Origin of the sequence: Brachybacterium muris (assembly GCF_016907455.1) — a bacterium.
GTDB lineage: Bacteria > Actinomycetota > Actinomycetes > Actinomycetales > Dermabacteraceae > Brachybacterium > Brachybacterium muris.
In genome coordinates, this window is record NZ_JAFBCB010000001.1 from 190,943 (window position 1) to 213,704 (window position 22,762).

A 22,762-nucleotide genomic window follows, 5' to 3' on the forward strand; every position below is an offset into this window, starting at 1 on the left:
GGCTCGCCAGCTCTCAGGGGCGCCGCTGCTGCGCCCGGGTGGTGCGGGCCGTGGCCTGCGCCCTCCACGGGTCCTCCGGCCACGGGTGCTTGGGGTAGCGCCCGCGCATCTCCTTGCGCACCTCCCGGTAGGGGCCGTCCCAGAAGGACCGCAGGTCATCAGTGACCGCGAGCGGCCGACGGGCCGGCGACAGCAGGTGGAACAGCACCGGGACGCGGCCACCTGCCAGGCGAGGGGTGTCGGCCAGGCCGAACAGCTCCTGCAGCTTCACCGCCACCACCGGACGGCCCTGCTCCGCACCCGGTTCGGGATAGTCGATGCGGGCGGTGGAACCGGACGGCACTGCCAGGCGCTCCGGGGCCAGCTCGTCCAGGCGGGAGGCCTCCGGCCAGGGAAGCAGCGAGCGCAGGGCACTGACCAGGTCGATCCGCTCCAGCTTCCCGTGAGCGGCAGGCAGGTGCGGGGCCAGCCACTGCTCGAGCCCCTCCAGCAGGGTCGCCTCGTCCATCGCGGGCCACGGTTCACCCAGTTCCCGGTGCAGCAGCCCCAGCCGGTTCCGCAGCCCGGTCGCGGCAGGGTTCCACGGCAGAACGGCAAGGCCCTGGTCCCGTACATGCTCCAGCAGGGCCGGGGCAGCGTCCTCCGGGCGCGGTTTCACGGGAGTGCTGGCCAGGACGATCGCCCCCAGTCGGCGCTCCTCACGCACCCGCACGGCACCGCTCTCCATCCGAGCGTGACGCTCCTTGGCCACCAGTGCCGCACCGAGCTCCAGGGCAGCGGCCTCGCTGAGCGGGGCGGCTGCGCGGATCACCGCGCCGGTGCCGTCGGCCGCACGTCCCTGCACCCGCTGCACCTCCCACACCGCCAGCCACTCGTGGCCCAGCAGGCTGCTGCCCTCGGGCAGGGCCGCGCGGGTCCCGGAAGCCAGGAGGTAGGAGCGGGAGCCACCACCGGAACCGCCCTGAGCACCAGTGCGCGTGGTGGCGTCGACGCGACGGGCGATCCACTCGGGGCGCCCCAGGGCCAGCACCGCGCCCACGCGATCTGCCTGGTCGACGCTGGTGGCCGGGAAGCTGGTGGCAGAGGAATTGCTGGTAGGGGAGGAGCCACGGGCCTCCTGAGCGATGCGCGTGAGCCGATCGGCCTCCCGCCGCCACCTCCGTGCGCCGTCGCCCCTGCCGACAGTGCGCTCCTGGCCTCCGCCACCGCCCCCGCCACCGGAGCGCAGCTCTCGCAACAGTCGTGGGAGGTCGGCGCCGGTGGGCCGGTGGTCGTCCGAGATCGCCGCCACCACCTCCGCGGCGAACCGGGCAGGATCCGGGGCCGATGATGTGCGCTCGGAGCCCTCACCGCCTGTGCCGAGCCGGAGACGGGCACCGTCCACCAGGGCGCGCGCCTCCCGCACCCCGATCGGCAGGCGCGACACCCGCTGCCCGGTGGGTGTGGGCCGGCCCTCGGTATCGACCAGGCCCAGGGACTGCAGGGTGCTCTCCGCCTGGGCGATCTCGCGGGCCGGGGGCGGGGTGAGCAGGGACAGGCCCTCGCCGCGAGGAGTGCCCCAGCAGGCCAGCAGCAGCGCGGCATCGGTGAGGTCGGTGGCGGTGATCTCGGCGGGGGATTGGGCCGGCATGCGAGCCCAGTCGGCCTCCGCGTAGAGCCGTACCGCCCGGCCTGGGCCCAGACGCGCGGCCCGCCCGGCCCGCTGCTGGGCCGACGCCTGCGAGGCGCTCACCGTGACCAGGCCCGTCATGTCCCGTTCGCGGTCCCGGCGCACCTCTCGGGACAGGCCGGCATCGATCACCAGGTGCACCCCGGGCACGGTCAACGAGCTCTCCGCCACCGCCGTCGACACCACGATCCGGGCCCGGTCCCCGGGCCTGCGACCTGAGGTGGCGCGGTCCTGCACGCGGGAGGGGAGCCGCCCGTGCAGCGGCAGCACATCCACACCGTCCACCAGGCCCTGCAGGCGGGCCACCACCTCGTCCACCTCCCGGGCGCCCGGCAGGAACACCAGCGCATCCGTATCGGCCCCGGCCGTGCGCTGCGCTGCCGCCGCCGTGCGGGCCACGTGATCGAGGAACTCCCCTGTCACGCCCCGCGCATCCAGGCGGGCAGTCGGTGCCGGCGCGTAGTCGATCGCGAGCGGATGCAGGATCCCGGGCACCTCCACCACCGGTGCCCCACCCAGCAGCGTCGCCACGGCCTGGGCGTCCACCGTGGCCGACATCGCCGCGACCAGCAGGTCCTCCCGCAGCTGTCGCACCTCGGCCAGCATGCCCAGCAGCAGGTCCGTGTCCAGGGAGCGCTCATGCACCTCGTCCAGCACCACCGCGGAGACCCCGGTCAGCTCCGGATCCGCCAGCAGCCGCCGCAGCAGCACGCCCGGGGTGAGCATCTCGATGCGGGTATGGTCCGACACCTTCCGCTCCCCGCGCACCGTGAACCCCACCGGCCCGCCCACGGAGGAGCCGTCCAGGGCCGCGATCCGACGGGCCGCCGCGCGCACCGCGATGCGGCGCGGCTGGGTGACCAGGGCGAGGCCCGGCTGCCTGCTGTCGGCAGTGGGGCGGGGCCGCGTGTCGCCGGTGGTGGTGCCCAGGGCGTCCGCGGCGGTCGCCTCGGCCACCAGTGGTGGCACCAGGGTCGTCTTGCCGGTGCCGGGCGGTGCCGTCACCACCATCGCGCCCTGGCGTGCCGCCGCCTGGATCTCCTCGCGGTGCGCGGCGACCGGGAGGCCGGCACCGATGGTGTCGAGGTCGAAGCGGTGTGCGGCGGGGCGCTGCACGGTCAGTCGATCAGGTCGAACTCGACCTGGTCCTGGTCACCGCACACGCTGGTGAGGGAGATGGTCCACTGGTCCAGGCCGATGGTCTCCCCGATCCCGGCGGCCTCCACAGGGCGCGGTTCGGCGTCCCCCACGGCGACGGTGAGGTGGGCCTTCTCGCCCTCGATGCCGGCGAGCGCGATGGTGGCGCTCTCGCCGTTGCGCTCGGGCAGCGCAGGGTCAGCAGGGGAATCGGCCGTGACCAGGTGCGCGCCCTCGTTGGTGCAGGATGCTGGGGGCTCGAAGCCCTCCGGGGCTGGGGTCACGGCGATGGGGTCCATGGGCACCTCGGCAGCGCTCTGGCCGCCGCCGTCGGAGGGCTCCACCGTGTTGTCCGCGCCGCCGCCGCTGTCGGACGCCTCCGCGGTGGTGCTCGGTGCGGTCCCGGGCGCGGGCTCGTCGGTACCTCCGCAGCCGGCGGCCAGCAGCCCCACGGCGAACACGGCGCCGGCCAGGCGCAGCGCGGTGGCGCGGGCGGGTCGCTGGGTGGGGAGGGTACGGGTCACGGCGGGCCTTCCGTCGGCGTGGACAGCATGCGCGCCTACGCTAGCGGAGTACCCCGTACGACGGACAGCGCCGTCGGCGAGATCAGACCCACCGCGCAGCAGACCCACCGCGCAGCAGACCCACCGCGCAGCAGACCCATCGCGCAGCAGACCCGTCGCCCAGGGGAAGGAGGAGCCGATGCCGGATCGCCGTTCCGCCGCGACGCCGGCCGGGGCCGCGCCCACACCACGCAAGCCCGTCGCGCAGAAGCCGGCCCCGCCCACCCCACGCGCGCTCGCCGGTCGTCCCACCCCCGCCTCGCGTGTGCGCCCCGTGGACTGGACCGCTGTCCCCGGCAGGAGGCCTGAGGTCGAGCCCCCGGCGGAGGCCGAGACCCCCTCGGCCCCGCTGCCCGGCCGGCGTACCCGTACCCGCCGCCGCACCATCGAGGTGCCCCGCCCGCTGCCGGCCCCGCCCCCGGAGGCCGTGCACACCCTGGACGCCGACGACGAACGGCCTCTGCCGCGGCCCCTGCGGATCCGTGAGGAGAACATCCGCACCGTGGGACCCGGCGCGGTGGACGCCGAACGGGTGGTGCACACCGTCGCCGACCCCGAGGACGCCTGGACGGCCGACGCCGGCACCAGCGACCACTTCCTGCGCGGGGACCTGGTGGTGCAGGTGCGCCGGGCCGACAACACCGTGATCGGGGTGTTCCCCACCCGGTATGTGCTCGCGGTGCGTCCGTCGGAGTACGAGCCCGCCCTGGACGTGGCCGAGAGCGCCGCTGGTCCCGGTGCCCGTGGTGGCCGCGGCACCCGCCATCCCACCTCGCGTCGCGAGCTGATGGTGCGGATGCGGGCGGCAGGCTTCGTGATCGTCCCGGGCTCCACCCACTACCGAGTCTCCCATCCCGACCATCCGGGCCTGTTCGTGCCGCTGGCCTCCACCCCGTCGGACCGCCGCTACACCCGCCATGCGGTCACGCAGATCCGCCGGGTGTTCGGCATCGACCTGCGGCGCTGAACCACGGCCGCCCAGGCTGCTGGTCACTGGGCCGGTCCCCCTGGCCTCTGACCCCGGCTCCGCGCCTCCGAGCCCCTGGCCTCTGCCCCCCGGACAAAAAGGTGCCCCGGCTCGTCCCCACGAGCCGGGGCCATCCCTTTCCCCCGCGTCACGGATCAGCGGATCCGCCTCCTCCTCAGTCAGCGGATCGCTCCGGTGACGCGTTGCAGTCAGTAGACCCGCCCTGCCAGGAAAACCTCTGTGGTGATGCTGTCGATTACCTGAAAGCAGAGGGGCGAGATGGCGGTATGGGGCGGTACCGCTCGACCTGTGAGGACCGAACCGCTGGTGGCAGGCGGGTCAGCGCATGTCAGGGGCGGGGGGAACGATCCTCCAGCACGCTCAGCGAGGTATGCCCCAGCGCGCGCAGCAGCTGGACCAGTCGGTCGTACGCGACCGTCCCGGCCACGGCCCGCATGACCAGTACGTCGTCCGAGGTGCCGGAGCCGTTGTCGGCCCCCGGGCCGGCCGGTGCGTCCCCGGGCAGTCGTCGCATCCACGCCATGTCCGCCCGGGCGATCCGCTGCATCGGCTCGGCGTAGCCGATCAGAACCTCGGCCCCGCTGGGGGCGCCCCACGCATCGAGGGAGTGCAGAAGCGAGTCCAGTGCCTGCCGCGGCGCCGAGGGCACATCGGGCCAGCCCAGGTGCTCCAGCATCGCCGCGATCGACGGGTGCTCGGGTGCGCGCGTCCCATCGCTCGCACAGGGATCCTCCTCATCGCCCACGCCCAGGGTGATGCGCTGCGCCTCGGCCAGGGCCGGGAGCAGCCCCTGGTCGGGGTCGTCCAGGATCGCGGCGAGACGGCCGATCCGAGCGATGGGGGCGTCCACCAGCTCCCGCAGCACCTGGATCAGCTGCAGCCGTTCCATGTGCCGTGACCCGTACTCCTGGCGCGTGGCGGTGACGCGATCCCCAGGCGGCAGCAGACCCTCACGGCGGTAGAACTTGATGGATGCGGTCGAGGTTCCGCTGGCCTCGGCCAGTTCGGCGAGAAGCATGAGGGCCTCCACGGTCGGATAGTGGGATGACCAGCAACTATCTTGATGGCGAAGATGGGATAGTCACACTATCGTCCACGGCATGGAGACCTTCACACCGATCATCGTCGTCCACGCCCTGGCCGCGCTGTTCGTCCTGCTGCTCGGCCCGTTCCAGATCCTCCGCCGACGCCGCGACCGCGCCCACCGCGTTCTCGGGGTGGCGTGGGTGTCCGCCATGGTGGTGGTGTGTGCCTCGAGCTTCGGCATCCACGACGGCCGCTTCTCCTGGCTGCACGCCCTGGCCACCTGGACCCTGCTGTGCATGGTGTTCGCGATTGCCGGGATCCGACGGCGGAACGTCCCCGTCCATCGCGGGTTCATGATCGGCTCCTATATCGGGACCCTGGCGGCCTTCGCCTTCGCCGCCCTGATCCCGGCCCGGCTGATCCCCCGGCTGCTCGCCGAGGAGCCGGTGATCGCCATCGGCACCGTGCTGGGGGTGCTCCTGATCGTGCTCACCTTCCATCTCACCGTGGTGCGGGTGGCGGGCCGGCCCTCCGCGGCGATCCCGTCGCGGTCGGCAGGCGCACCGGCGAGCTGAGCTCACCGTCCCGGTCGGCAGGCGCACCGGCGAGCTGAGCTCGCAGGTGAGCTGGATGGGCTCGCAGGTGGGCTGAGCTCTCAGGCGGGCACAGTCCTGGCCGACGGCCATCTGCGGTCACTCGACGGGGATCTCCACCTCGTGGCCCTGGGTCCCCACCTCGTCGGTGTAGGTGACCTTGCCGATCGTGGTGCCCGGCTCGACATCGACCCACAGCTGCGCCTCGGCGGACTCACCGGCCGGGATCTGCGGACCTGCCGTGGTGAACTCGCCGTAGCGGGGCGACAGCTCCACGCCCTCGTCGTCGAAGATGCGGAAGTGCCGGCTGGAGATCCCGATCTCCACATCGTTGTCGTTGGTGATCTCCACGTGGGCACTGATGAAGGTGCCGTTGGTCGGCGTGATCTTCTCGCCGCTGCTGGACTCCAGTTCGGAGGCCTCGTTCGATCCGATCCACCGCACGGAGATGGAGCTGGTGACGGTGGGCTCGTCCGTCGGATCGGTCGTGGCGGGATCGGACGGGTCCGTGGTCACAGGATCCGTGGGATCGGTGGTGGCCGGGTCGGTGGGATCCGAGGGCTCCGTCGTCACGGGGCCCGTGGTGCGGCCACCGTCGGTGTCGTCGTCCCCGCCCAGGAAGACCAGACCGCCCACGACGGCCAGGATCGCCACCAGCAGGCCGGCCAGCAGGCAGCAGCCGATACCGATGTACAGGCCCTTGCCCTTGCCCTTCGGCGGAGCGCCGCCGGGTGCCGCGTGTGCCGCCGGGGGCCCGTAGCCGCCTCCCTGCGGTGCACCGTTCTGCGGCGCTGCACCCTGCTGTGCGCCGTCCTGAGGGAAGCCCGGCGCGGGCGGGGGAGAGGAGTCACGGCCCCCTCCGGTGGCGCCGGGGTAGCCGTTGAGCGATGAACCGGTCATGAGGGGGGCCTCCCGAATCAGCCGAGCGAGTGCCTTCAGCCTACGGACGGATGCGCAGGTGGTCGATGGGGACAACTACCCGTCGGCCCGCGGTCCGCTCATCACCGATGAACATGGGCCGCGCCACGTCACGGTTGAGGCAGCGCGGTCATCCATGGCACGGTAGGCGGCGCTGTTCGCCTGACCGGGCTGTTCGCCCGACCGGACCGCGCAGAACCGGTCCTGCATGTTCGATCTCGTCCCGATACCGTCCGACAACGCAGCGCCGCGCCCGCCGAGACCACAGGTCCGTGCAGCGCGTCGTCACCGAGGAGCCCTCCCCGATGCTCGAACGACTGCACGATGCGCTGAGACTGCGGACGTCCCCCGCCATCTTCTTCGCCTCCGCCGCGGTGATCCTGCTGTTCGTGATCGCCACCCTCGCCTTCACCGAGCCCCTGGACAATGCCGTCTCCGCAGCCTCCGACTGGCTGCTGACCAACCTCGGCTGGTTCTACATCCTGGGTGTCACGGTGTTCCTGGTGTTCCTGATCTTCATCGCGGCCGGCCGCTTCGGTCGCGTGAAGCTGGGGCCGAACGACGAGCCGCCGGAGCACTCCGGACTCGCCTGGTTCGCCATGCTGTTCGCGGCAGGCATCGGCTCGATCCTGATGTTCTGGGGTGTGGCCGAGCCGGTCAGCCACTTCGGGAAACCGCCCCGCGGGGAGGCCCTCGGTGTCGAGGCCGGCACCTGGGAGGCGGCGCGTGAGGCCATGAACTTCACGTACTACCACTTCACGCTGCACACCTGGACGATCTTCGCTCTGCCCGCACTGTGCTTCGCCTACTTCATCCACAAGAGGAACCTGCCGCCTCGCGTGAGCTCCATCTTCCAGCCGCTGCTGGGCAATCGCATCCACGGCCCCATCGGCAAGTTCATCGACGTGGTGGCGATCGTGGGCACCGTGTTCGGCATCGCCGTCTCCATCGGCCTGGGCACCCTGCAGATCAATGGTGGCCTGAACCAGCTGTGGGGCGTGCCCGAGAGTGCCGGCTGGCAGCTGATCATCATCGGCGTGGTTGTGGGCATCGCGCTGATCTCGGTGACCCTGGGCCTGGAGAAGGGCATCGAGGTGCTCTCCAACGTCAACATCGTCGCCGCGATCGGCCTGATGCTGTTCGTGCTGTTCGCCGGCGGCGCCACCCTGTTCATCCTCAAGGGCACCATCCAGTCCTTCGGCAGCTACCTGATGAACCTGCCGGAGCTTGCCCTGTGGAACGACGCCTTCGCCAACACGGGCTGGCAGAACACCTGGACCGTCTTCTACTGGGCCTGGACCATCACCTGGTCGCCCTTCGTGGGCATCTTCATCGCCCGCATCTCCAAGGGCCGCACCATCCGCCAGTTCGTCTCCGGCGTGCTCGCGGTGCCGGCCGGCTTCTCCGTGATCTGGTTCGGCGTGTTCGGCCTGGCCTCCATGGACATCGAGCTGAACGGCGAGGGCGGCCTGGTGGAGCGCGTGGTCGACGACGGCGACGTGCCCGGTGCCCTGTTCGCGTTCCTGGATCACTTTCCTGCCGCGCCCGTGCTCTCCGTGATCGCGATCATCCTGGTGGTCATCTTCTTCGTGACCTCGGTGGACTCCGCCGCACTGGTCACCGACACCATGGCCAATGGCCACGAGGACTTCAACCCGCTGGGCCAGCGCATCTTCTGGGCGCTGGCGATCGGCCTGATCACCGCCACCCTGCTGGTCTTCTCCGGCACCGGCGGCCTGGACGCGCTGGAGTCCACCATCATCCTGGTGGGCCTGCCGTTCTTCGTGATGGCCTTCTTCCAGATGTTCGCCCTGTACCGGGCCCTGCAGGCCGACGCCGGTGAGCTGCCCGCGATGCGCACCCGCGAGTGGAAGCAGGTACTGCCGCCCGAGGAGTACGAGCGTCGCCTGACCGAGGACGAGCACGACACCTCCGACCTGGTCGTCGAGCCGGAGGCCGCCACCGACACCGCCACTCTGCGCGACCCGTACCTCGAGCATGAGGAGCCCAGGAAGGGCACGCTCGCGGCGCGCACCGGGAGCGCCAAGCCCAGGCACCCGGATCCCGAGTCCGCCGGGCGCTGAGGGGAAGGTCCTCACGGGTTCATCCCGCAGGGACCGACTCCACAGGCGTGGGGCCCGTCGGTCTCATGCTTCCGGGCCGCATGACACGAGCCTCCCGTTCCTCGAGCAGGAACGGGAGGCTTCGTCGTGCTGGCCGGGTCAGGCGCCGACGTCGTTCATGTGCTTGTCGGCGCTGCGGCGGTAGAACATCGCCAGCATCGCGCCGGAGAGGTTGTGCCAGATCGAGAACACCGCGGCCGGCAGTGCGGCGACCGGGCTGAAGTAGGTGGCCGCGAGGGTGGCTGCCAGGCCGGAGCTCTGCATGCCCACCTCGATGGAGGCGGTACGGGCCGCACGCACCGGCTGGCGCAGGGCACGTGCGAACCAGTAGCCCACCAGGTAGCCCAGGCCGTTGTGCAGCACCACGGCCAGCAGCACCACGGCGCCGGCCTCCACCACCTTGTCGGCGCTGCCGCTGACCACGGCCAGGACCACCAGGGAGATACCGGCCACGCTCACCCACGGCAGGGCCGGCAGGATCAGGTCCACGAACCGGGAGAACAGCAGTCGGATCACCAGGCCTGCGATCACCGGGATCAGCACCATCTTCACGATGTCCAGCGCCATGGGGCCGGCCTCGATCGGCAGGTAGGTGCCGGCCAGCCACAGCGCGATCAGCGGGGTGAGCAGAGGCGCCAGCAGGGTGGAGATCGAGGTCATGGTGACCGACAGTGCGGTGTCGGCCTTGGCCAGGTAGGTGATCACGTTGGAGCTGGTGCCGCCGGGGGCGCAGCCCACCAGGATCAGTCCGGCCGCGAGCTCCGGGGACAGCTGCAGCAGCTTCGCCACACCCAGCGCCAGCAGTGGCATCACCAGGTACTGGGCCACCACACCGATCAGCACCGGCAGGGGCCGACGCACCACCAGGGTGAAGTCGGGGATGGTGAGGGTCAGGCCCATCCCGAACATGATCACGCCCAGGAAGATGGGCACGTAGGAGGCGATGGACTGCCCGGCGGCGGGCACGAAGAAGCCCAGGGCCGCGAAGGCCAGGATCAGCGCCGGGAACACGGTCACGGCGATGCGCGCCGAGCGGTCCTCGCGCTTCTGTGCGGCGGGGTCCTTCGGGGCCGATGGGCCGTGGCCGGGAGCTGGGGACGAGGAGGGGGTGCGGGAATCGTTCACGCGCGCAGGCTAAGCCGCCCATCCGTCATCTGAGACTCCGTCTCATGATGTGGGTGTCATGGGTGCCATGGCTGTCATGGGTGGCGTGGGTGGCGGCCGCGGGGCGAGGCTCCCGGGTGGGGGACGGGCGGCGCATCCTGTGTGCAGTTCCCTGGCATGGTCACGGACCTATGCCAGGGAACTGCACTCAAGTGCGACGATCGGCAGGCTCTGGCGGGCGGCAGACTCTGGCGGGCGGCAGGCTCTGGCGGGCGGCAGGCTCTGAGGCTCTCAGGCCCCTGCAGCGCGCTGACGTGCCGGCACCGGCCACTCGTGCACCGGCGCGCCGGAGTCCACGCCTGCCCGGTACAGCCGGGTCATCTCCGCCAGCGCCTCCGGGCGGTCGGCCCCGCGCAGCTGCAGGGAGGTCACGGTGTCGATCTGCCAGCGGGCGCCGTTGCGGCCGGTGCGGGCACGGCCCTGCAGCACCTCGCCGTAGCGCTCCACCACGTCGGCGTCGGCCCCCAGGTCCCGCAGGCCCTCGAGGGCCTGCGGGATCAGCTGCTCCATCAGCAGGTCCGCCACGCGCACGCGGCCCACCCGGGGCCACCGAACCCGGGCCTCCAGGCCCCAGCGGGCGCACTGCTGGAAGGACTCGTCGGCCTGCTCGAAGCTCATCCGCGACCACAGCGGCCGCCGCTCGTGCACCAGGGAGTGGATCAGGCCGTAGAAGAATGCGGCATTGGCGGCCATGTCGATCGGCGTCGGCCCCGAGGGGAGCAGACGGTTCTCCAGCCGCAGGTGCGGCAGGTCAGTGCCGGGATCGTAGATGGGGCGGTTCCAGCGCCACACGGTGCCGTTGTGCAGCATCAGCTCGTGCAGGCGGGGGGAGGCGCCCTCGGTCAGCAGCGGCTCCTCGGCCATGGTGCGGGACTCGGGGATCAGTGCGGGGAACAGTCGCACGTTCTCCTCGAACAGGTCGAACATCGAGGTGATCCAGCGCTCACCGAACCACACCCGCGGCCGCACCCCCTGGGTGGCGTACTCCGGGGGCCGGCTGTCCAGGGCCTGCTGGAAGGTGGGCACGCGGGTCTCGTGCCACAGCCGCTTGCCCATCAGGTACGGGGAGTTCGCGGCCAGTGCGATCTGCGGGCCGGCCATCGCCTGGGCCGCGTTCCAGCCGGCGGCGAACTGCTCCGGCGGCACCTGCAGGTGCAGCTGCAGGGAGGTGCAGGCGGATTCCGGACCGATCGAGTCGAAGGTCGCGTCCAGCCCCTTGCCCTCCCCATCGATGCGCAGGTGGATCTCCTCGCCCCGCGCCTGCATCACCGAGTTCTCCAGCGCCTCGTAGCGCGCCCCGGGGGAGCGCCACTGCGAGTCGGAGAACAGCTCCTCGCCGATGGTGGGCAGGTGGCCGATGGGGATCACGCGCGCGCCGTGCTCCTGGGCGGTGTCGTCGGCGCGCTCCAGCAGGGCGGCGAGCTGGTCCTCCAGCTCGCGCAGCCCGCTGCCGGTGGGGTGGGTGACCGGCAGGTTCACCTCGAGGTTGAAGCGGCCGATCTCGTGGACGTACTGCTCATCGTCCAGGTCTGCCAGCACGTCGTCCACCATCAGGGCGGGGCTCATGTCGTCGGTGCAGGCCAGGTTCATCTCCAGCTCCACGCCCACGGTGCCCTCGTCCACGAACTCCGCGGTGTCCAGGAACGTCTCGAAGATGTCGAGGTTGCGCCGCAGTTCCCGCCGGTAGCGGGTGCGCTGCGAGCGGGTGTACTCCGACGTGGCTATCTCTCGGCCCATGACAGGTCCTTCCGCGGAAGACGGTGCTGGCCCGACGCGGCGCGCGGTCCCGTGCGGATCGAGTGTAAGTGGCGCAGGAGCTCCCCGAGCGATCCCCGACCGGACGGTGCGGGCACCCCTGCCGTGACGGTGGTCGAGGAGCTGAGGGTGTCCGGAACGCCCCGGTGCGGGCCTCGGCCACCGTGCGCGGCCGTGCCCGGGACCTGCGAACATGCCCCCGGGCGGGACCGTGCCACGTATGCTTTCAGCGTGGATACGACGACCCCCGCTGCCGATGCCGCCTCCACGGACCCCTCGTCGAGCACGCCGCCCACCAAGGCGGTCATCCTCGCGCGCGGGCTCGGGACCAGGATGCGCAAGGCCGACGACAACGCCCAGCTCGACGAGAAGCAGGCACAGGTCGCCGCCAGCGGGGTGAAGGCCCTGATCGACGTCGGTCGCCCCTTCCTCGACTACGTGATCTCCGTGCTGGCCGACGCCGGCATCACCGAGGTGTGCCTGGTGATCGGCCCCGAGCATCAGGCGCTGCGCGAGTACGCGGCCTCGGTGGACGGTGGCCGCGTCAGGGTCACCACCGCCGTGCAGGAGCAACCCCGTGGCACCGCCGACGCCGTGGCCGCCGCACGCGAGTTCGCCGGCAACGATCGCGTGGTCGTCCTGAACTCCGACAACTACTATCCGCTTGAGTCGCTGCGCGCACTGGTCGCAGCCCCCGGCAACGCCCTGATCGGCTTCGACCGTGCCGGTCTGGTGGAGCACTCCAACATCCCCGCCGACCGCATCCGCGCCTTCGCCCTGGTCGCCACCGACGATCACGGCCACCTCGCCGACATCGTCGAGAAGCCCGACGAGGCCACCCTCGCCGCCTACGGGCAGGACGCCCCCGTCTCGATGAACGCATGGTTGTTCACCCCGGCAGTGTTCGATGCCTGCGACCGGGTGGAGCCCTCGCCCCGCGGGGAGCTGGAGATCATCGACGCCGTGCGACTGCTGGTTGCCGATGGCCATCCCGTCACCGTGGTGCCCGCCGCGGTGGGCGTGCTGGACATGTCCTCCCGAGGGGACGTGGCCGCGGTGCAGGAGGCACTGTCCGGCATCGAGGTCGCGCTGTGAGCGCAGGCCCCGGGGCCGTGGGGATCGCCCACCACGGACCCGTCGGCGACCCCGAGCCGGCGCGCCCCGAACCCGCGGCGGGGGAGGGCGACCTGTTCGAGCTGCTGTCCGAGGGGGCGCGGCCGCGCCAGGAGACGGCCTGGTTCGTTCCCGGTCGCATCGAGGTGCTGGGCAAGCACACCGACTACGCCGGTGGCCGCTCCCTGCTGGCCGCCGTTGACCGTGGCCACACCGTCACCGCCCGCCGCCGCGAGGACCGTCTGATCGTGGTGACCTCCGGTGCGGCGGAGGACGAAGTGGTGCTGGACCTGGCCGCCCCCGGGGCGCACGATGACGACGGCTCCGGCCACTGGAGCGGCTACGTGCGCACCGTGGTGGACCGGCTGGATGCCAACTTCCCCGGCCGCCTGGTGGGCGCCGACATCACCATCACCTCCACCCTGCCGCTCGCCGCCGGGATGTCCAGCTCCTCCGCCCTGGTGGTGGGGCTGGCCCTGGCGCTGATCGACCTCACCGGCATCGCCGCCGAACCCGCCTTCCGGGCCGCGATCACCAGCCCCGAGCAACTGGGCGAGTACCTGGGGACCGTGGAGAACGGGCAGACCTACGCCAGCCTCGGCGGGCACCGCGGGGTGGGCACCTTCGGCGGCAGCGAGGACCACACCTCCATGCTGTGCGGCCGCTCCGACGCCCTGGTGCAGTACTCCTTCTGCCCCGTGCGCCACGAGCGCACCGTCCCGTTCCCGCAGGACCTCGCCCTGGTGGTGGCGGTCTCCGGCATCGACGCCGCGAAGACCGGTGCCGCCCGCGACGCCTACAACCGGGTGTCCCTGGCCGCCTGGGAGCTGATCGACCGCTGGCGCGTGGACACCGGCCGCCGCGACGACCGGGTGCTGGCCGACGCCCTCGCCTCCGGCGTGGCCGCCCGTGGGCGCCTGGTCGAGTACGCGGGCGACGACGAGTACCTGCGCGGTCGCCTCGAGCAGTTCATCGCCGAGTCCGAGCGCCTGGTGCCCGCCGCGGCCCTGGCCCTGGAGGAGCGGGACCTGGAGGAGCTGGGGCGGCTGGTGGACGAGTCCCAGCGCGGGGCCGAGGAGGGCCTGGGCAACCAGGTGCCCGAGACGGTCGACCTGCAGCGCATCGCCCGTGAGCTGGGCGCCCATGCCGCCAGCGCGTTCGGGGCCGGCTTCGGCGGCAGCGTGTGGGCCCTGGTGCCCACCGAGAGTGCGGAGCAGTTCGCCCAGCAGTGGGTGGACCTGTACCGCACCCGGCACCCCCATGCGGCAGGGCGCTCCTCGGTGCTGGTGACGCGCCCCGGGTCCTGTGCCCACCGGGTGGACGTCCAGCCGGGCTGAGCTTGTCTCACCTCCGGACTGTGCCAGCATGGCGGCATGAGCACCCCCGTGTCCCCGTCGTCCCTGTCCTGGCCCACCGGCGCACCCGTGCTGCCCATCGCCCAGGTGCGTCCCGTGCTGGAGCGCCTGGAGTCCCTGGCCCGCACCAACCCGCGCGACCTCACCTGGATCCCGGGCCTGGCGCAGGAGGACGGAGAGATCTCTGCCGACCCGCCGCCCGTCCTCGAGCAGATCGCCGACGAGTTCGGCGGGATCGCCGTCCACGGCCGACGCGACCTGGACCTGCTGATCGATGAGCGCGGTGACATCGGCCCGTACACCATGCTGGGTGAGGCGACCAACTACTACCCCCTGTACGAGGGATCGGACGTGGCGGTGGTGCTGACCCTCGACGAGGACGGCACCCCCGGTGCCGTGTACGGCATCGGCGAGGACCTGGCCCTGCGCCTGGCGGCGCTGGACCTGCCCTCCTACCTGCAGCGCTACGCCGACGCCCTGGAAGCAGCGGTGACGGGGATCGACGCGCGGCTGCGGGAACTGTACGACGAGGACGCACAGGAGGACGAGGAACTGCGGGCCGACGTGGGCGAGCAGCTGCTGGATGCGCAACTGTACGCCGCGATCCTCGGTATGGGCGAGGAGGACGATACGGACGTGGTGCCGCTGCGGTCCCTCAGCGGCGATCCTGGCTCGTCCGCCGAGCACGCCCCCGCCTGTGCCGTCGCCGTCGCCGATCTGCGCGGCGCGGCCCCCGGCGCCATGGTGGACGTGATGGACGCCGACCTGCCCGGGGATCCGCTGGAGCAGCAGTTGGTGTGGCGCGACGGCGGCCTGCTGGTCTACGTCGTCTCCGAGTAGTCCCCGTCGCCCGCCCGTTCCCACAGGGCTCGCAGCAGCTTCTCGTCCAGGTCGTCGAGACGGGAGCGGTCCTCGAGCTCCGGGTGCGGGCCGTGCACCTCGCGGTGCAGCTGCTCCATGCGACGGTCCAGCTGATCGGCCACGGCGGCCGCATCGGCCAGGCTCTGGGCCAGATGGTCCGGCACCTGGCCGTCGTACTTGTAGTAGATCTTGTGCTCGAGGCTGGCCCAGAAGTCCATCGCGATGGTGCGGATCTGCACCTCCACCGTGGTGGGCACCGGCCCGGTGCTCAGGAACACGGGGATCCGGATGATCGCGTGCAGCGACTTGTACCCGTTGGGCTTGGGCTGGGCGATGTAGTCCTTGACCGTGACCAGCTCGATGTCCGTCTGGGAGACCAGATGCTCCAGCACCGTGGAGGTGTCGGCGATGAAGCTGCAGGTGATCCGCACCCCGCCGATGTCGGTGACCCCCTGCCGGATCGCCTCGGGGGTGAGGTCGATTCCGCGGCGCATCGCCTTGTCCAGAATGCTGGCCGGGGACTTCACCCGTGAGGTCACGTGCTCGATCGGGTTGTAGCGGTGCAGGTGCAGGAACTCCTGCCGGAGGATCTCGATCTTGGTGAGCACCTCGTCCACAGCGAACCCGTACTCCATCTGCATCCGAACGAACTGCTCGCGCAGTCGCTGCAAGCGCGCCAGCGTCTCGGGATCCGGCATGCCGCGGCGCTGGGCGAGGGATGGCGACTGCTGCGGGGTGGACACGGGACGAACTCCTGGTGACGGCGAGGGCAAGACTTCGCTGACGATGCTCGGGGAATACCTCAGTCTCCCAGCCCCAACCGTGTGTGAGCAGGGCTTTTCATGTACGCCACCTTAGTGTTCGGGTGCGCCATGGGGAGAACTACCCATGGCCGGGCCTTCCCCCGATCCTTACGGTGGAGGCGTCGTTGACAGTGGGCTTGAGGGGACGTGCAGTGAGCGGATTCCAGGGTGCTGATACCCAGGCTTTGCAGCGCATGGGCTCGCTGCTCGAGGACCGCTCCTCTTCCCTGGAGGACATGACCGCCCGCCTGGGGGCGCTGATCAACGCGGTGCCGTGGGTGGGCCCGGATGCCATGGCCCTGCGTGCCGACTGGGCCTTCCGCATCCGGCCTCGCCTGGTGGACTGCCACCTGCGTCTGCGCGAGGAGGGGCGTTCCCTCCGCGACCATGCCGAGGAGCAGGACCAGGCGTCGGACCCGGCCGGTGACGTGGCAGACGGAGCCGGCGGGGGAGGGGCCGGGCTGGGAGATGGCCTGGGGGAAGGCCTCGGGGACCTGCTGCGCGCCGCCACGGAACCGCGCATCGCCCTGGCTGCCCTCAGCGTCCCCGTGGAGGCGGCATCGGACGCAGCCTCCCGCGCCGGGGAGGCCATCGGCGATGGCATCGGCGAGGCCATCGGCGAGGGGGCGGACGCCCTGCGTGGCGTCGCCGGGGATGCTGCCCGCGCCGTCGCCCAGCAGGTCAGCGACGCGATCGGCACCGACTCGCCACTGGAGTTCGACGGCACCGGGTTGGTGCTGGAGCCGCCCAGCACCTCCGACACGGTCACCGTCGATGCCGGGCACGACCTGGCCCCGAGCAGCGCCGCCAAGCCCTTCGGGATCGACGCCGACGGCAACCCCATCGACCTCGCCCCGAACACGAAGTATGAGGTGGGCGACCACGGCACGTACTACACCGACGGTGACGGCACCGTGGTGTACATCGAGGCCACCGGCGGCGGTGAGGCGATGAACCCCAACCTGCGCGAGGTGTTCCCGGACGCGAACTACCACGTCAACGAGAACGTCTTCTACAGCACCGATGAGCTGGCCCGCCTGGACCACATGTACGTGCCCGAGGTGGAGCTGCACCCGGACACCGCCCGCAGCGAGTCCATCCAGTCCAAGATCGCCGACCGCTTCGACATGACCGCGAACGGGGAGACCGAGCGCATCGAGTACAACGCCGGTCACGCCCTGGCCCGCCAGTTCGGTGGGGTTCGCGAGGAGATCAACTACACCCGCCAGTGGGACGACGTGAACCAGGCCCGCAAGGGCGTGGACGACAACATCTACGCCTACGAGAGCCTGATGGCAGACGGCATCGCCGACCATGGCCACGCCTACACCTACGAGACCCGCTTCAACTGGGGCGATGAGCAGCCGCCCGGTGTGGGCCCCGATCAGGGCAGTGCACCCTGGGAGTACGTGCCCGGCAGCTACGACGTGCGCATCACGGAGAACGGCGAGGAGATCGCCGATACCTCCATGCCCAACTACCCTGACGGTGCCACCTTCGACAAGTGACCCCGCGGCCGACATGTGGCTCCATGGCGGCCGAACCCAGCGAGAGGACCCCGATGACCGAGCCCCAGGAGACCCTCTCTGCCATGGAGAGGCAGGGCCAGCTGCTGCAGGACCTCGCCCGGGTGCTGCTGACCTCGGTGGACCTCACCGAGCAGTGGCAGAAGCTCACCGCCGCGTTCATCCCCGACGGTGAGGGGTGGGCCGGTCGCATCGTGGTGACCGACCTGGACGGCTCCACCAACGGTGGCGACGCCCGCTTCGCCACGGATTCGCAGGTGACCCTGCTGCTGGACGCGATGCAGCAGGCGTCGGCCGAGCAGGCGGCGGCCCGGGCCGGTAGCGAGCAGGCATCGCCCCAGGTGGGCGGGCCGTTCGTGTCGCTGCGTCTGGACGCCGAGCGCACCGGTGAGGACCGCGCTCGCATCGCCCTGTCGTCGGACCTGAACTACGACCGCGACCCTGGCAGCTTCGACGGTGTGGGCGGGGTGGACGCGCAGGTGGCACAGAGGTTCGTCGACCGCTTCGGCGCCGACGCGGCCCCGGCCTGGATGAGGGACCTCCTGTCCGGGCGCTGAGCGACCGGGCACGGCCGGCCGTCGGCACCCACCGCGCACAGCGACGCCCGCCTCGCCCGGTGGTGCTCGCCTCGCCCAGCGACGCCCGCCTCGCCCGTCGGCACCCACCGCGCCCGGCGGCTCCCGCCTCGCCCGGCGGTGCCCGCCTCGCCCATCGGTCGGACGGGCCACCGGAGCCGTCCACATGGGGAGTCCTCCCCATGGCGCAGGTGACCAGCAGGATCTACGGTGGGGACATCGTCAGGGGCAGGTGAGCGGAAGCAGAACGAGGGGGCAGGTCGATGGCCGGATTCCAGGGGGCGGATACCGAGGCGCTGCGCGCGATGGCGCAGCTGATCGCCCGCCGTGCGAACCTGGTCGACGACCTGCGTGGCCACCTCGCGCTGCTGGTCGAGGACGTCGAGTGGGTGGGGGAGGACGCCGACCACTTCCGTGCCGAATGGGCCGGTGTGGTGCGCCCCGGCCTGGAGGACTCGTACCTGGACCTGCGCTACAAGGCGCGGGCACTGTTGAGCCACGCCGAGGAGCAGGACGGCGCCTCCAGCGTGGATTCCTTCGGCTCCGGCGGAAGTGCCGGTGGGGGTGTCGGAGCTGCGGCTGCGGCTGCTGCGGCGGCCGCGGCGGCTCTCGGGGCCGGGATCGGCGCTGCCGCAGCGGGGGCGCTCTCAGCACTTGGTCAGGCCGTGCGCGATGCCCTGGTGGGAGATGGCTCCACCCCGCAGCAGCGGGCGCTGGCGGCTCTGCTGGACTCCCCGATGGGAAGGTTGGGCCTGCTGGCAGGCCTGGTGCGCGGGATGGTCGGCTCGCTGGTGGGCGACATGATCGGCCGAGCCGTGATGGGTGCGCTGATGGCAGAGCACCTGAATCAGCTGCTGGGCCGCGCGGGCCAGTTCGGCGAGATGCTCGGCCTGGAGCCGATGGACGACATGATGGGCCACGCCGGCCTGGGCGCGGGGGCGCTCGCCGGCATCGGCACCGGGGTGGGTGCCGTGGCCGGGGGAGCCGCCGGCGACGCGATCGGCGGCAGCGGTGGGGAGACCGGGGGAGCAGGCGCATCTGGTGGGTCAGGTGAGTCCGGTGGCGGTGAGAGCTCCGGTGGCTCCGGCGGTGAGGCCGGAAGCGGCGGAGAGGCCGGAGGTGGCGGCGGATCCGGATCCGGTGGCGGATCGGGCGGTGGCTCCGCGGGCAGCGGAGCCGGCGGAGATGCCGGTGCCGGTGCAGATGTCGCGGGGGCGGAGGCCGGTGTGGCGGCGGGTGCTGCTGCCGGTGGTCAGGCTGCCGGTGCGCTGAGTTCGGTCGCCGGCCCGGAGATGTCCGCAGGGGGAATGTTCGGCGGCCGGATCGGGGAAGCCATGGGTGACCTCGGTGAGAGCGGCTCGCTGTGGGACCAGATCGTGACGATGGTGACCGGTGCCCTGGACTCGGGCCTGGTCCCGGGCTCGAAGGCCGGCGTCGAGATCGGCAGTGCCCACCTGGACCGGTGACCCGTCGTACCGTGCGTCGGCCCGGCGATCGGCTGTGCCGCCCTTGCGGTGACCGGTGTACTGCTGGATCGGTGACCCGTCGTACCGTGCGTCGGGCGGTGGATGCGCCTAGCCTGGTGGCGGGCCGCTTCTGATCGCGACCCCGCGCCGTGAAACAAGAATCCCGCGGCACGAACCCGATCCGGAGGTCCCCATGACACAGCCCGACTGCACCACCCCCAGCCCCGTGCTCGTGTGGGTCCCGGGAGTGGCAGGGACCGTGGCAGACGGCTCCGAGCCCTTCCGCATCGCCGACGCCGATGATCCTCAGCTGCTGGTGACGGACCTGGTGGCCACCCGTGGGGACGGCGTGTTCGAGACCATCGGCGTGTTCGACGGCGCCCCGGTGAACGTGGGCCCCCACCTGCGACGCCTCGGTCGTAGCGCGCAGCTGGTGGAGCTGCCTTCACCGGACCTCGACGTGCTCAGCCGGGCGATCGACGCCGCCATCGAGGCACATGCCCCTGTCCCCGAGCTGACCGTGCGGGTGATGATGACCCGCGGTGTCGAGGGCACCGGCACCCCGACCGCCTGGGTCCACGCCCGCACCGCAGACGACTGGAGCCGCTACCGCGCCGGCATCCGCGTGGTCACTCTGGACCGCGGGCTGTCCACCGCCGTCGCCGAGACCAGCCCCTGGCTGCTGGCTGGCGCCAAGACCCTCAGCTACGCAGTGAACATGGCCGCCACCCGCGAGGCGGTGCGCCGCGGCGCGGACGACGTGCTGTTCACCTCCACCGACGGCTACTGCCTCGAGGGCCCCACCTCCACCCTGCTGGTCAAGCGGGGCGACACCTGGACCACCACCCCGGCCAGTGCCGGAGTGCTGCCCGGGACCAGCATCGCCTCCGTGTTCGCGATGCTGGAGCGCGAGGGGCAGTCGGTGCGCGAGGAACTGATGACCCCGGCCGACGTGGCCTCGGCCGATGCCGCCTGGCTGCTGTCCTCCAGCCGCCTGGCCGCACCCATCGCCCAGTTGGACGACACCTCGCTCACCGTGGACACCGAGCGCACCGCCCAGATCCTGGCCGTGCTGAAGGGCCAGGACCCGCAGTCGGCCTGAGCGGCCCCGCCGATCCCGAGGCTCACCCCGCGCGAATCCCGCTCGATCGTGAGCTCCGGCCCGCACAGCTCTCACCCACGCACGAATGTTTGTCGGAATGAGGCCATCATTCCGACAAACATTCGTGCCTCGACGGAGGTGTCGGCCGATGGCAGCGGAGGTGAGGGGAGATCGCGGCGGGCGCGGCCTGTCGGAGCGGACGAACGGGCCACAGCTCAGAAGCTGAGCCTGTCGGAGTGGATGAACGGGCCACAGCTCAGAAGCTGAAGGTGACGGTGTGGTCGTCCACCCATTCCCACAGCTGAACGGTGCCGGCCACCTCGGCGTTGCCGATCAGTGAACCGGGGTACACACCCTTGGACTTCACGCACACGCCGCAGGCGATGTAGCGCCCGTTCGCTGCGGCGTAGCGGTCCATGAGGTCGAGCAACGGTGGACAGCCGTCGCAGGCCACACCGCGGGCGAAGCAGGCGACGGCCAGTCGCACGGCCTCCTTGGTCAGGAACATCAGGGTCTCGAGGCCGGACTCGGCGGCGCCGACCGCCATGAGGAAGGCCACTGTCACCTTCTCCGCGTCCTCGAGGCCGGTGGTCAGGGAAATCGCTGCCTTGGGCATGATGCCCTCCAACGCTGGTGGGGCACGTGGTCGCGTCCCTGTCCGCAATGTACGCCCCAGTGTCCTCGACCCGCCAGAATCCCGGTCGACCCCGGGTGGCCGGGCCGGGCCCGGCCTGAGTTGCGCGTCGACCCCGGGAAACCGGAGGAAACGAATCGGGTCGACCGTCGCAGGCACATGGGGGCACGCACGAAAGTTTGTCGGAATGAGGCCATCATTCCGACAAACATTCGTGCCTCGCCGGTGGGGAGCGCAGGGAGGGGTGGTACGGAGCGCGGGGAGGTGCCGGTGGGGAGCGCGGGGAGGGTGATGGGGCCCAGGCGATGGGGAGCGCGGGGAGGGGCGAGGGCGAGGTGGGGCGAGTGGCTGGTGGGCACGGCCCTCAGGTGGAAGCCAGCAGCTCCTTGGCCAGGTCCACGTCCACCACCAGGCTCGCGATCGCCCCACTGCGCAGCACGCCCGCCACACCGGGGGCCTTCTCGGCACCCGCGGCCACGCCCACCACCTCGGGGATCCGCAGCAGCTGGGAGAACGTCACCGCCAGGACCCGCTGATCCGTCGGCGCCCCCAGCGGCACCCCGTGCGCGTCCACGAACCAACCGCACACGTCACCCACGGGCCGCTGGGCCAGGAATGCGGCCTGCTCCTGCTCGCTGAGCGCCATCTGCTCCACGATGTGCGGGGAGGAGTGCATGCCCATCGACCCGAGCCCCACCACCGCCAGCTCCACCTGCGCGGCCGCCTCCAGCACCGCCGCGATGCTGGACTCACCACGCAGAGTGCTCACCGTGGTGGCGGACTCCAGCACCGCCGGGGCGTACAGCATCTCGGCCCGGGCACCCAGGCGTGAGGCCAGCACCCGCAGCACCGACTCCCCTGACTCGAACTGGTCCAGCGCAGAATGCCCTCCCACCAGGGGGAGCACCCGTGGTGCGGGTCGCAGGCGCACCGTCTCCAGCTGCTCGACCACGCGCTGGACCGTCTGGCCCCAGGAGACCCCGATCGATCGCACCTGCGCGGCTCGTGCGGCGATCACCACCGCGCCCTGCCGGGCTACCGCCTCCAGTCCGGGGGTGCGCGGGGCGGAGACCACATGCGCCTCCCGCAGGGAGAACCGCGCCTTCAGCGCCGCCTCGACCGCGGGGTGGTGGCGCGGGGGGCCGTCGGGGTCATGGATGGAGATCTCCACGATGCCGCGGTCGCGGGCCTGGGTGAGGATCCGTGACACATTGGAGCGCGAGAGCCCGAGCTCCTGGGCGACCTCCGTCTGCGAGCGGCCCTGCTCGTAGTAGAGACGGGCGGCGCGCACCACCAGGGCGGTGTCGCGGGGTGCGGGCATCACGGCTCCTTCGGGCGTCGGGACTCCAGTATCCCCGGCGGGGCCGACGGGGTGCCAGAATCGTGTCACC

19 protein-coding genes are annotated in these 22,762 nt (G+C 71.6%); 10 read left to right on the forward strand and 9 right to left on the reverse strand.

Going from position 1 to position 22,762, the window contains the following annotated elements; genetic code table 11:
* Nucleotides 1–13 precede the first annotated feature (13 nt).
* Nucleotides 14–2,785, reverse strand: coding sequence for an ATP-dependent helicase HrpB (hrpB, locus tag JOD52_RS00915; RefSeq protein ID WP_204408502.1), 2,772 nt, complete (start codon nucleotides 2,783–2,785; stop codon nucleotides 14–16).
* Nucleotides 2,786–2,787: 2 nt separating this feature from the next.
* Nucleotides 2,788–3,330, reverse strand: coding sequence for a hypothetical protein (locus JOD52_RS00920; RefSeq protein WP_204408503.1), 543 nt, complete (start codon nucleotides 3,328–3,330; stop codon nucleotides 2,788–2,790).
* A 178-nt stretch (nucleotides 3,331–3,508) separates the two neighbouring features.
* Here JOD52_RS00920 and JOD52_RS00925 point away from each other — a divergent pair, with 178 nt between their 5' ends.
* Nucleotides 3,509–4,336: a hypothetical protein gene (locus JOD52_RS00925; protein WP_204408504.1), complete on the forward strand. Its 828-nt coding sequence runs from the start codon at nucleotides 3,509–3,511 to the stop codon at nucleotides 4,334–4,336.
* A gap of 349 nt (nucleotides 4,337–4,685) precedes the next feature.
* On the opposite strand, the gene JOD52_RS00930 is transcribed toward JOD52_RS00925, so the two are convergent.
* Nucleotides 4,686–5,375 carry a MerR family transcriptional regulator gene (locus JOD52_RS00930; protein WP_204408505.1) on the reverse strand — a complete coding sequence of 230 codons (690 nt, stop codon included), beginning with the start codon at nucleotides 5,373–5,375 and terminating at the stop codon, nucleotides 4,686–4,688.
* Between the two features lie 82 nt (nucleotides 5,376–5,457).
* Between JOD52_RS00930 and JOD52_RS00935 the strand changes: the two genes are divergently transcribed.
* The gene (locus JOD52_RS00935; protein WP_017824753.1) at nucleotides 5,458–5,958 is read left to right on the forward strand and encodes a DUF2306 domain-containing protein; all 501 of its coding nucleotides are present in this window, start codon (nucleotides 5,458–5,460) and stop codon (nucleotides 5,956–5,958) included.
* A gap of 117 nt (nucleotides 5,959–6,075) precedes the next feature.
* Here the strand turns inward: JOD52_RS00935 and JOD52_RS00940 are convergent, their stop codons facing one another.
* Entirely contained in the window at nucleotides 6,076–6,876 is an 801-nt protein-coding gene (locus JOD52_RS00940; RefSeq protein WP_204408506.1) for a hypothetical protein, read from the reverse strand.
* Nucleotides 6,877–7,199: 323 nt separating this feature from the next.
* Here JOD52_RS00940 and JOD52_RS00945 point away from each other — a divergent pair, with 323 nt between their 5' ends.
* Complete coding sequence (locus JOD52_RS00945) at nucleotides 7,200–8,978, forward strand: BCCT family transporter (RefSeq protein WP_204408507.1); 1,779 nt, start codon at nucleotides 7,200–7,202, stop codon at nucleotides 8,976–8,978.
* Nucleotides 8,979–9,116: 138 nt separating this feature from the next.
* Here the strand turns inward: JOD52_RS00945 and JOD52_RS00950 are convergent, their stop codons facing one another.
* Nucleotides 9,117–10,142: a bile acid:sodium symporter gene (locus JOD52_RS00950; protein ID WP_204408508.1), complete on the reverse strand. Its 1,026-nt coding sequence runs from the start codon at nucleotides 10,140–10,142 to the stop codon at nucleotides 9,117–9,119.
* Nucleotides 10,143–10,412: 270 nt separating this feature from the next.
* The gene (locus JOD52_RS00955; RefSeq protein ID WP_204408509.1) at nucleotides 10,413–11,918 is read right to left on the reverse strand and encodes a glutamate-cysteine ligase family protein; all 1,506 of its coding nucleotides are present in this window, start codon (nucleotides 11,916–11,918) and stop codon (nucleotides 10,413–10,415) included.
* A 249-nt stretch (nucleotides 11,919–12,167) separates the two neighbouring features.
* On the opposite strand from JOD52_RS00955, the gene JOD52_RS00960 reads away from it, so the two are divergent.
* The 3 genes from JOD52_RS00960 to JOD52_RS00970 are packed head-to-tail and all read left to right on the forward strand — an operon-like array spanning nucleotide 12,168 to nucleotide 15,244.
* Nucleotides 12,168–13,031, forward strand: coding sequence for a nucleotidyltransferase family protein (locus tag JOD52_RS00960; RefSeq protein WP_031307450.1), 864 nt, complete (start codon nucleotides 12,168–12,170; stop codon nucleotides 13,029–13,031).
* Nucleotides 13,028–14,386 (forward strand): GHMP family kinase ATP-binding protein, encoded by a 1,359-nt coding sequence (locus JOD52_RS00965; RefSeq protein WP_017824747.1) that lies wholly within the window; start codon nucleotides 13,028–13,030, stop codon nucleotides 14,384–14,386. The genes JOD52_RS00960 and JOD52_RS00965 overlap by 4 nt, the downstream gene beginning before the upstream one ends.
* Nucleotides 14,387–14,422: 36 nt before the next feature.
* Nucleotides 14,423–15,244, forward strand: coding sequence for an SH3 domain-containing protein (locus JOD52_RS00970; RefSeq protein ID WP_204408510.1), 822 nt, complete (start codon nucleotides 14,423–14,425; stop codon nucleotides 15,242–15,244).
* On the opposite strand, the gene JOD52_RS00975 is transcribed toward JOD52_RS00970, so the two are convergent.
* Nucleotides 15,226–16,008, reverse strand: a complete 783-nt coding sequence (locus JOD52_RS00975) for a GTP pyrophosphokinase (RefSeq protein ID WP_017824745.1) — start codon at nucleotides 16,006–16,008, stop codon at nucleotides 15,226–15,228. The genes JOD52_RS00970 and JOD52_RS00975 overlap by 19 nt on opposite strands.
* A gap of 254 nt (nucleotides 16,009–16,262) precedes the next feature.
* On the opposite strand from JOD52_RS00975, the gene JOD52_RS00980 reads away from it, so the two are divergent.
* The 4 genes from JOD52_RS00980 to JOD52_RS00995 all read left to right on the forward strand — a co-directional run bounded on the left by JOD52_RS00980 (nucleotide 16,263) and on the right by JOD52_RS00995 (nucleotide 20,737).
* Nucleotides 16,263–17,576: a DNA/RNA non-specific endonuclease gene (locus JOD52_RS00980; RefSeq protein WP_204408511.1), complete on the forward strand. Its 1,314-nt coding sequence runs from the start codon at nucleotides 16,263–16,265 to the stop codon at nucleotides 17,574–17,576.
* Between the two features lie 53 nt (nucleotides 17,577–17,629).
* Entirely contained in the window at nucleotides 17,630–18,151 is a 522-nt protein-coding gene (locus JOD52_RS00985; protein WP_017824743.1) for a hypothetical protein, read from the forward strand.
* A gap of 281 nt (nucleotides 18,152–18,432) precedes the next feature.
* Nucleotides 18,433–19,635, forward strand: a complete 1,203-nt coding sequence (locus JOD52_RS00990; protein WP_031307448.1) for a hypothetical protein — start codon at nucleotides 18,433–18,435, stop codon at nucleotides 19,633–19,635.
* 193 nt (nucleotides 19,636–19,828) lie between these two features.
* Nucleotides 19,829–20,737, forward strand: a complete 909-nt coding sequence (locus tag JOD52_RS00995) for an aminodeoxychorismate lyase (RefSeq protein ID WP_204408513.1) — start codon at nucleotides 19,829–19,831, stop codon at nucleotides 20,735–20,737.
* Between the two features lie 256 nt (nucleotides 20,738–20,993).
* Here JOD52_RS00995 and JOD52_RS01000 read toward each other — a convergent pair whose 3' ends face one another.
* Both JOD52_RS01000 and JOD52_RS01005 read right to left on the reverse strand, forming a co-directional pair.
* Nucleotides 20,994–21,353 (reverse strand): DsrE family protein, encoded by a 360-nt coding sequence (locus tag JOD52_RS01000; protein ID WP_204408514.1) that lies wholly within the window; start codon nucleotides 21,351–21,353, stop codon nucleotides 20,994–20,996.
* A 382-nt stretch (nucleotides 21,354–21,735) separates the two neighbouring features.
* On the reverse strand, nucleotides 21,736–22,692 hold the full coding sequence (locus JOD52_RS01005; protein ID WP_204408515.1) for a sugar-binding transcriptional regulator: 957 nt from the start codon (nucleotides 22,690–22,692) through the stop codon (nucleotides 21,736–21,738).
* Between the last annotated feature and the right edge of the window lie 70 nt (nucleotides 22,693–22,762).

What these genes read in the sequence shown, in the direction of transcription:
- JOD52_RS00925 (WP_204408504.1), top strand. Translation starts at nt 3,509, where the DNA reads ATGCCGGATCGCCGTTCCGCCGCGACGCCGGCCGGGGCCGCGCCCACA.
- JOD52_RS00930 (WP_204408505.1), bottom strand. Translation starts at nt 5,375, where the DNA reads ATGCTTCTCGCCGAACTGGCCGAGGCCAGCGGAACCTCGACCGCATCC.
- JOD52_RS00935 (WP_017824753.1), top strand. Translation starts at nt 5,458, where the DNA reads ATGGAGACCTTCACACCGATCATCGTCGTCCACGCCCTGGCCGCGCTG.
- JOD52_RS00940 (WP_204408506.1), bottom strand. Translation starts at nt 6,876, where the DNA reads ATGACCGGTTCATCGCTCAACGGCTACCCCGGCGCCACCGGAGGGGGC.
- JOD52_RS00945 (WP_204408507.1), top strand. Translation starts at nt 7,200, where the DNA reads ATGCTCGAACGACTGCACGATGCGCTGAGACTGCGGACGTCCCCCGCC.
- JOD52_RS00955 (WP_204408509.1), bottom strand. Translation starts at nt 11,918, where the DNA reads ATGGGCCGAGAGATAGCCACGTCGGAGTACACCCGCTCGCAGCGCACC.
- JOD52_RS00970 (WP_204408510.1), top strand. Translation starts at nt 14,423, where the DNA reads ATGAGCACCCCCGTGTCCCCGTCGTCCCTGTCCTGGCCCACCGGCGCA.
- JOD52_RS00980 (WP_204408511.1), top strand. Translation starts at nt 16,263, where the DNA reads ATGGGCTCGCTGCTCGAGGACCGCTCCTCTTCCCTGGAGGACATGACC.
- JOD52_RS00985 (WP_017824743.1), top strand. Translation starts at nt 17,630, where the DNA reads ATGACCGAGCCCCAGGAGACCCTCTCTGCCATGGAGAGGCAGGGCCAG.
- JOD52_RS00990 (WP_031307448.1), top strand. Translation starts at nt 18,433, where the DNA reads ATGGCCGGATTCCAGGGGGCGGATACCGAGGCGCTGCGCGCGATGGCG.
- JOD52_RS00995 (WP_204408513.1), top strand. Translation starts at nt 19,829, where the DNA reads ATGACACAGCCCGACTGCACCACCCCCAGCCCCGTGCTCGTGTGGGTC.
- JOD52_RS01000 (WP_204408514.1), bottom strand. Translation starts at nt 21,353, where the DNA reads ATGCCCAAGGCAGCGATTTCCCTGACCACCGGCCTCGAGGACGCGGAG.
- JOD52_RS01005 (WP_204408515.1), bottom strand. Translation starts at nt 22,692, where the DNA reads ATGCCCGCACCCCGCGACACCGCCCTGGTGGTGCGCGCCGCCCGTCTC.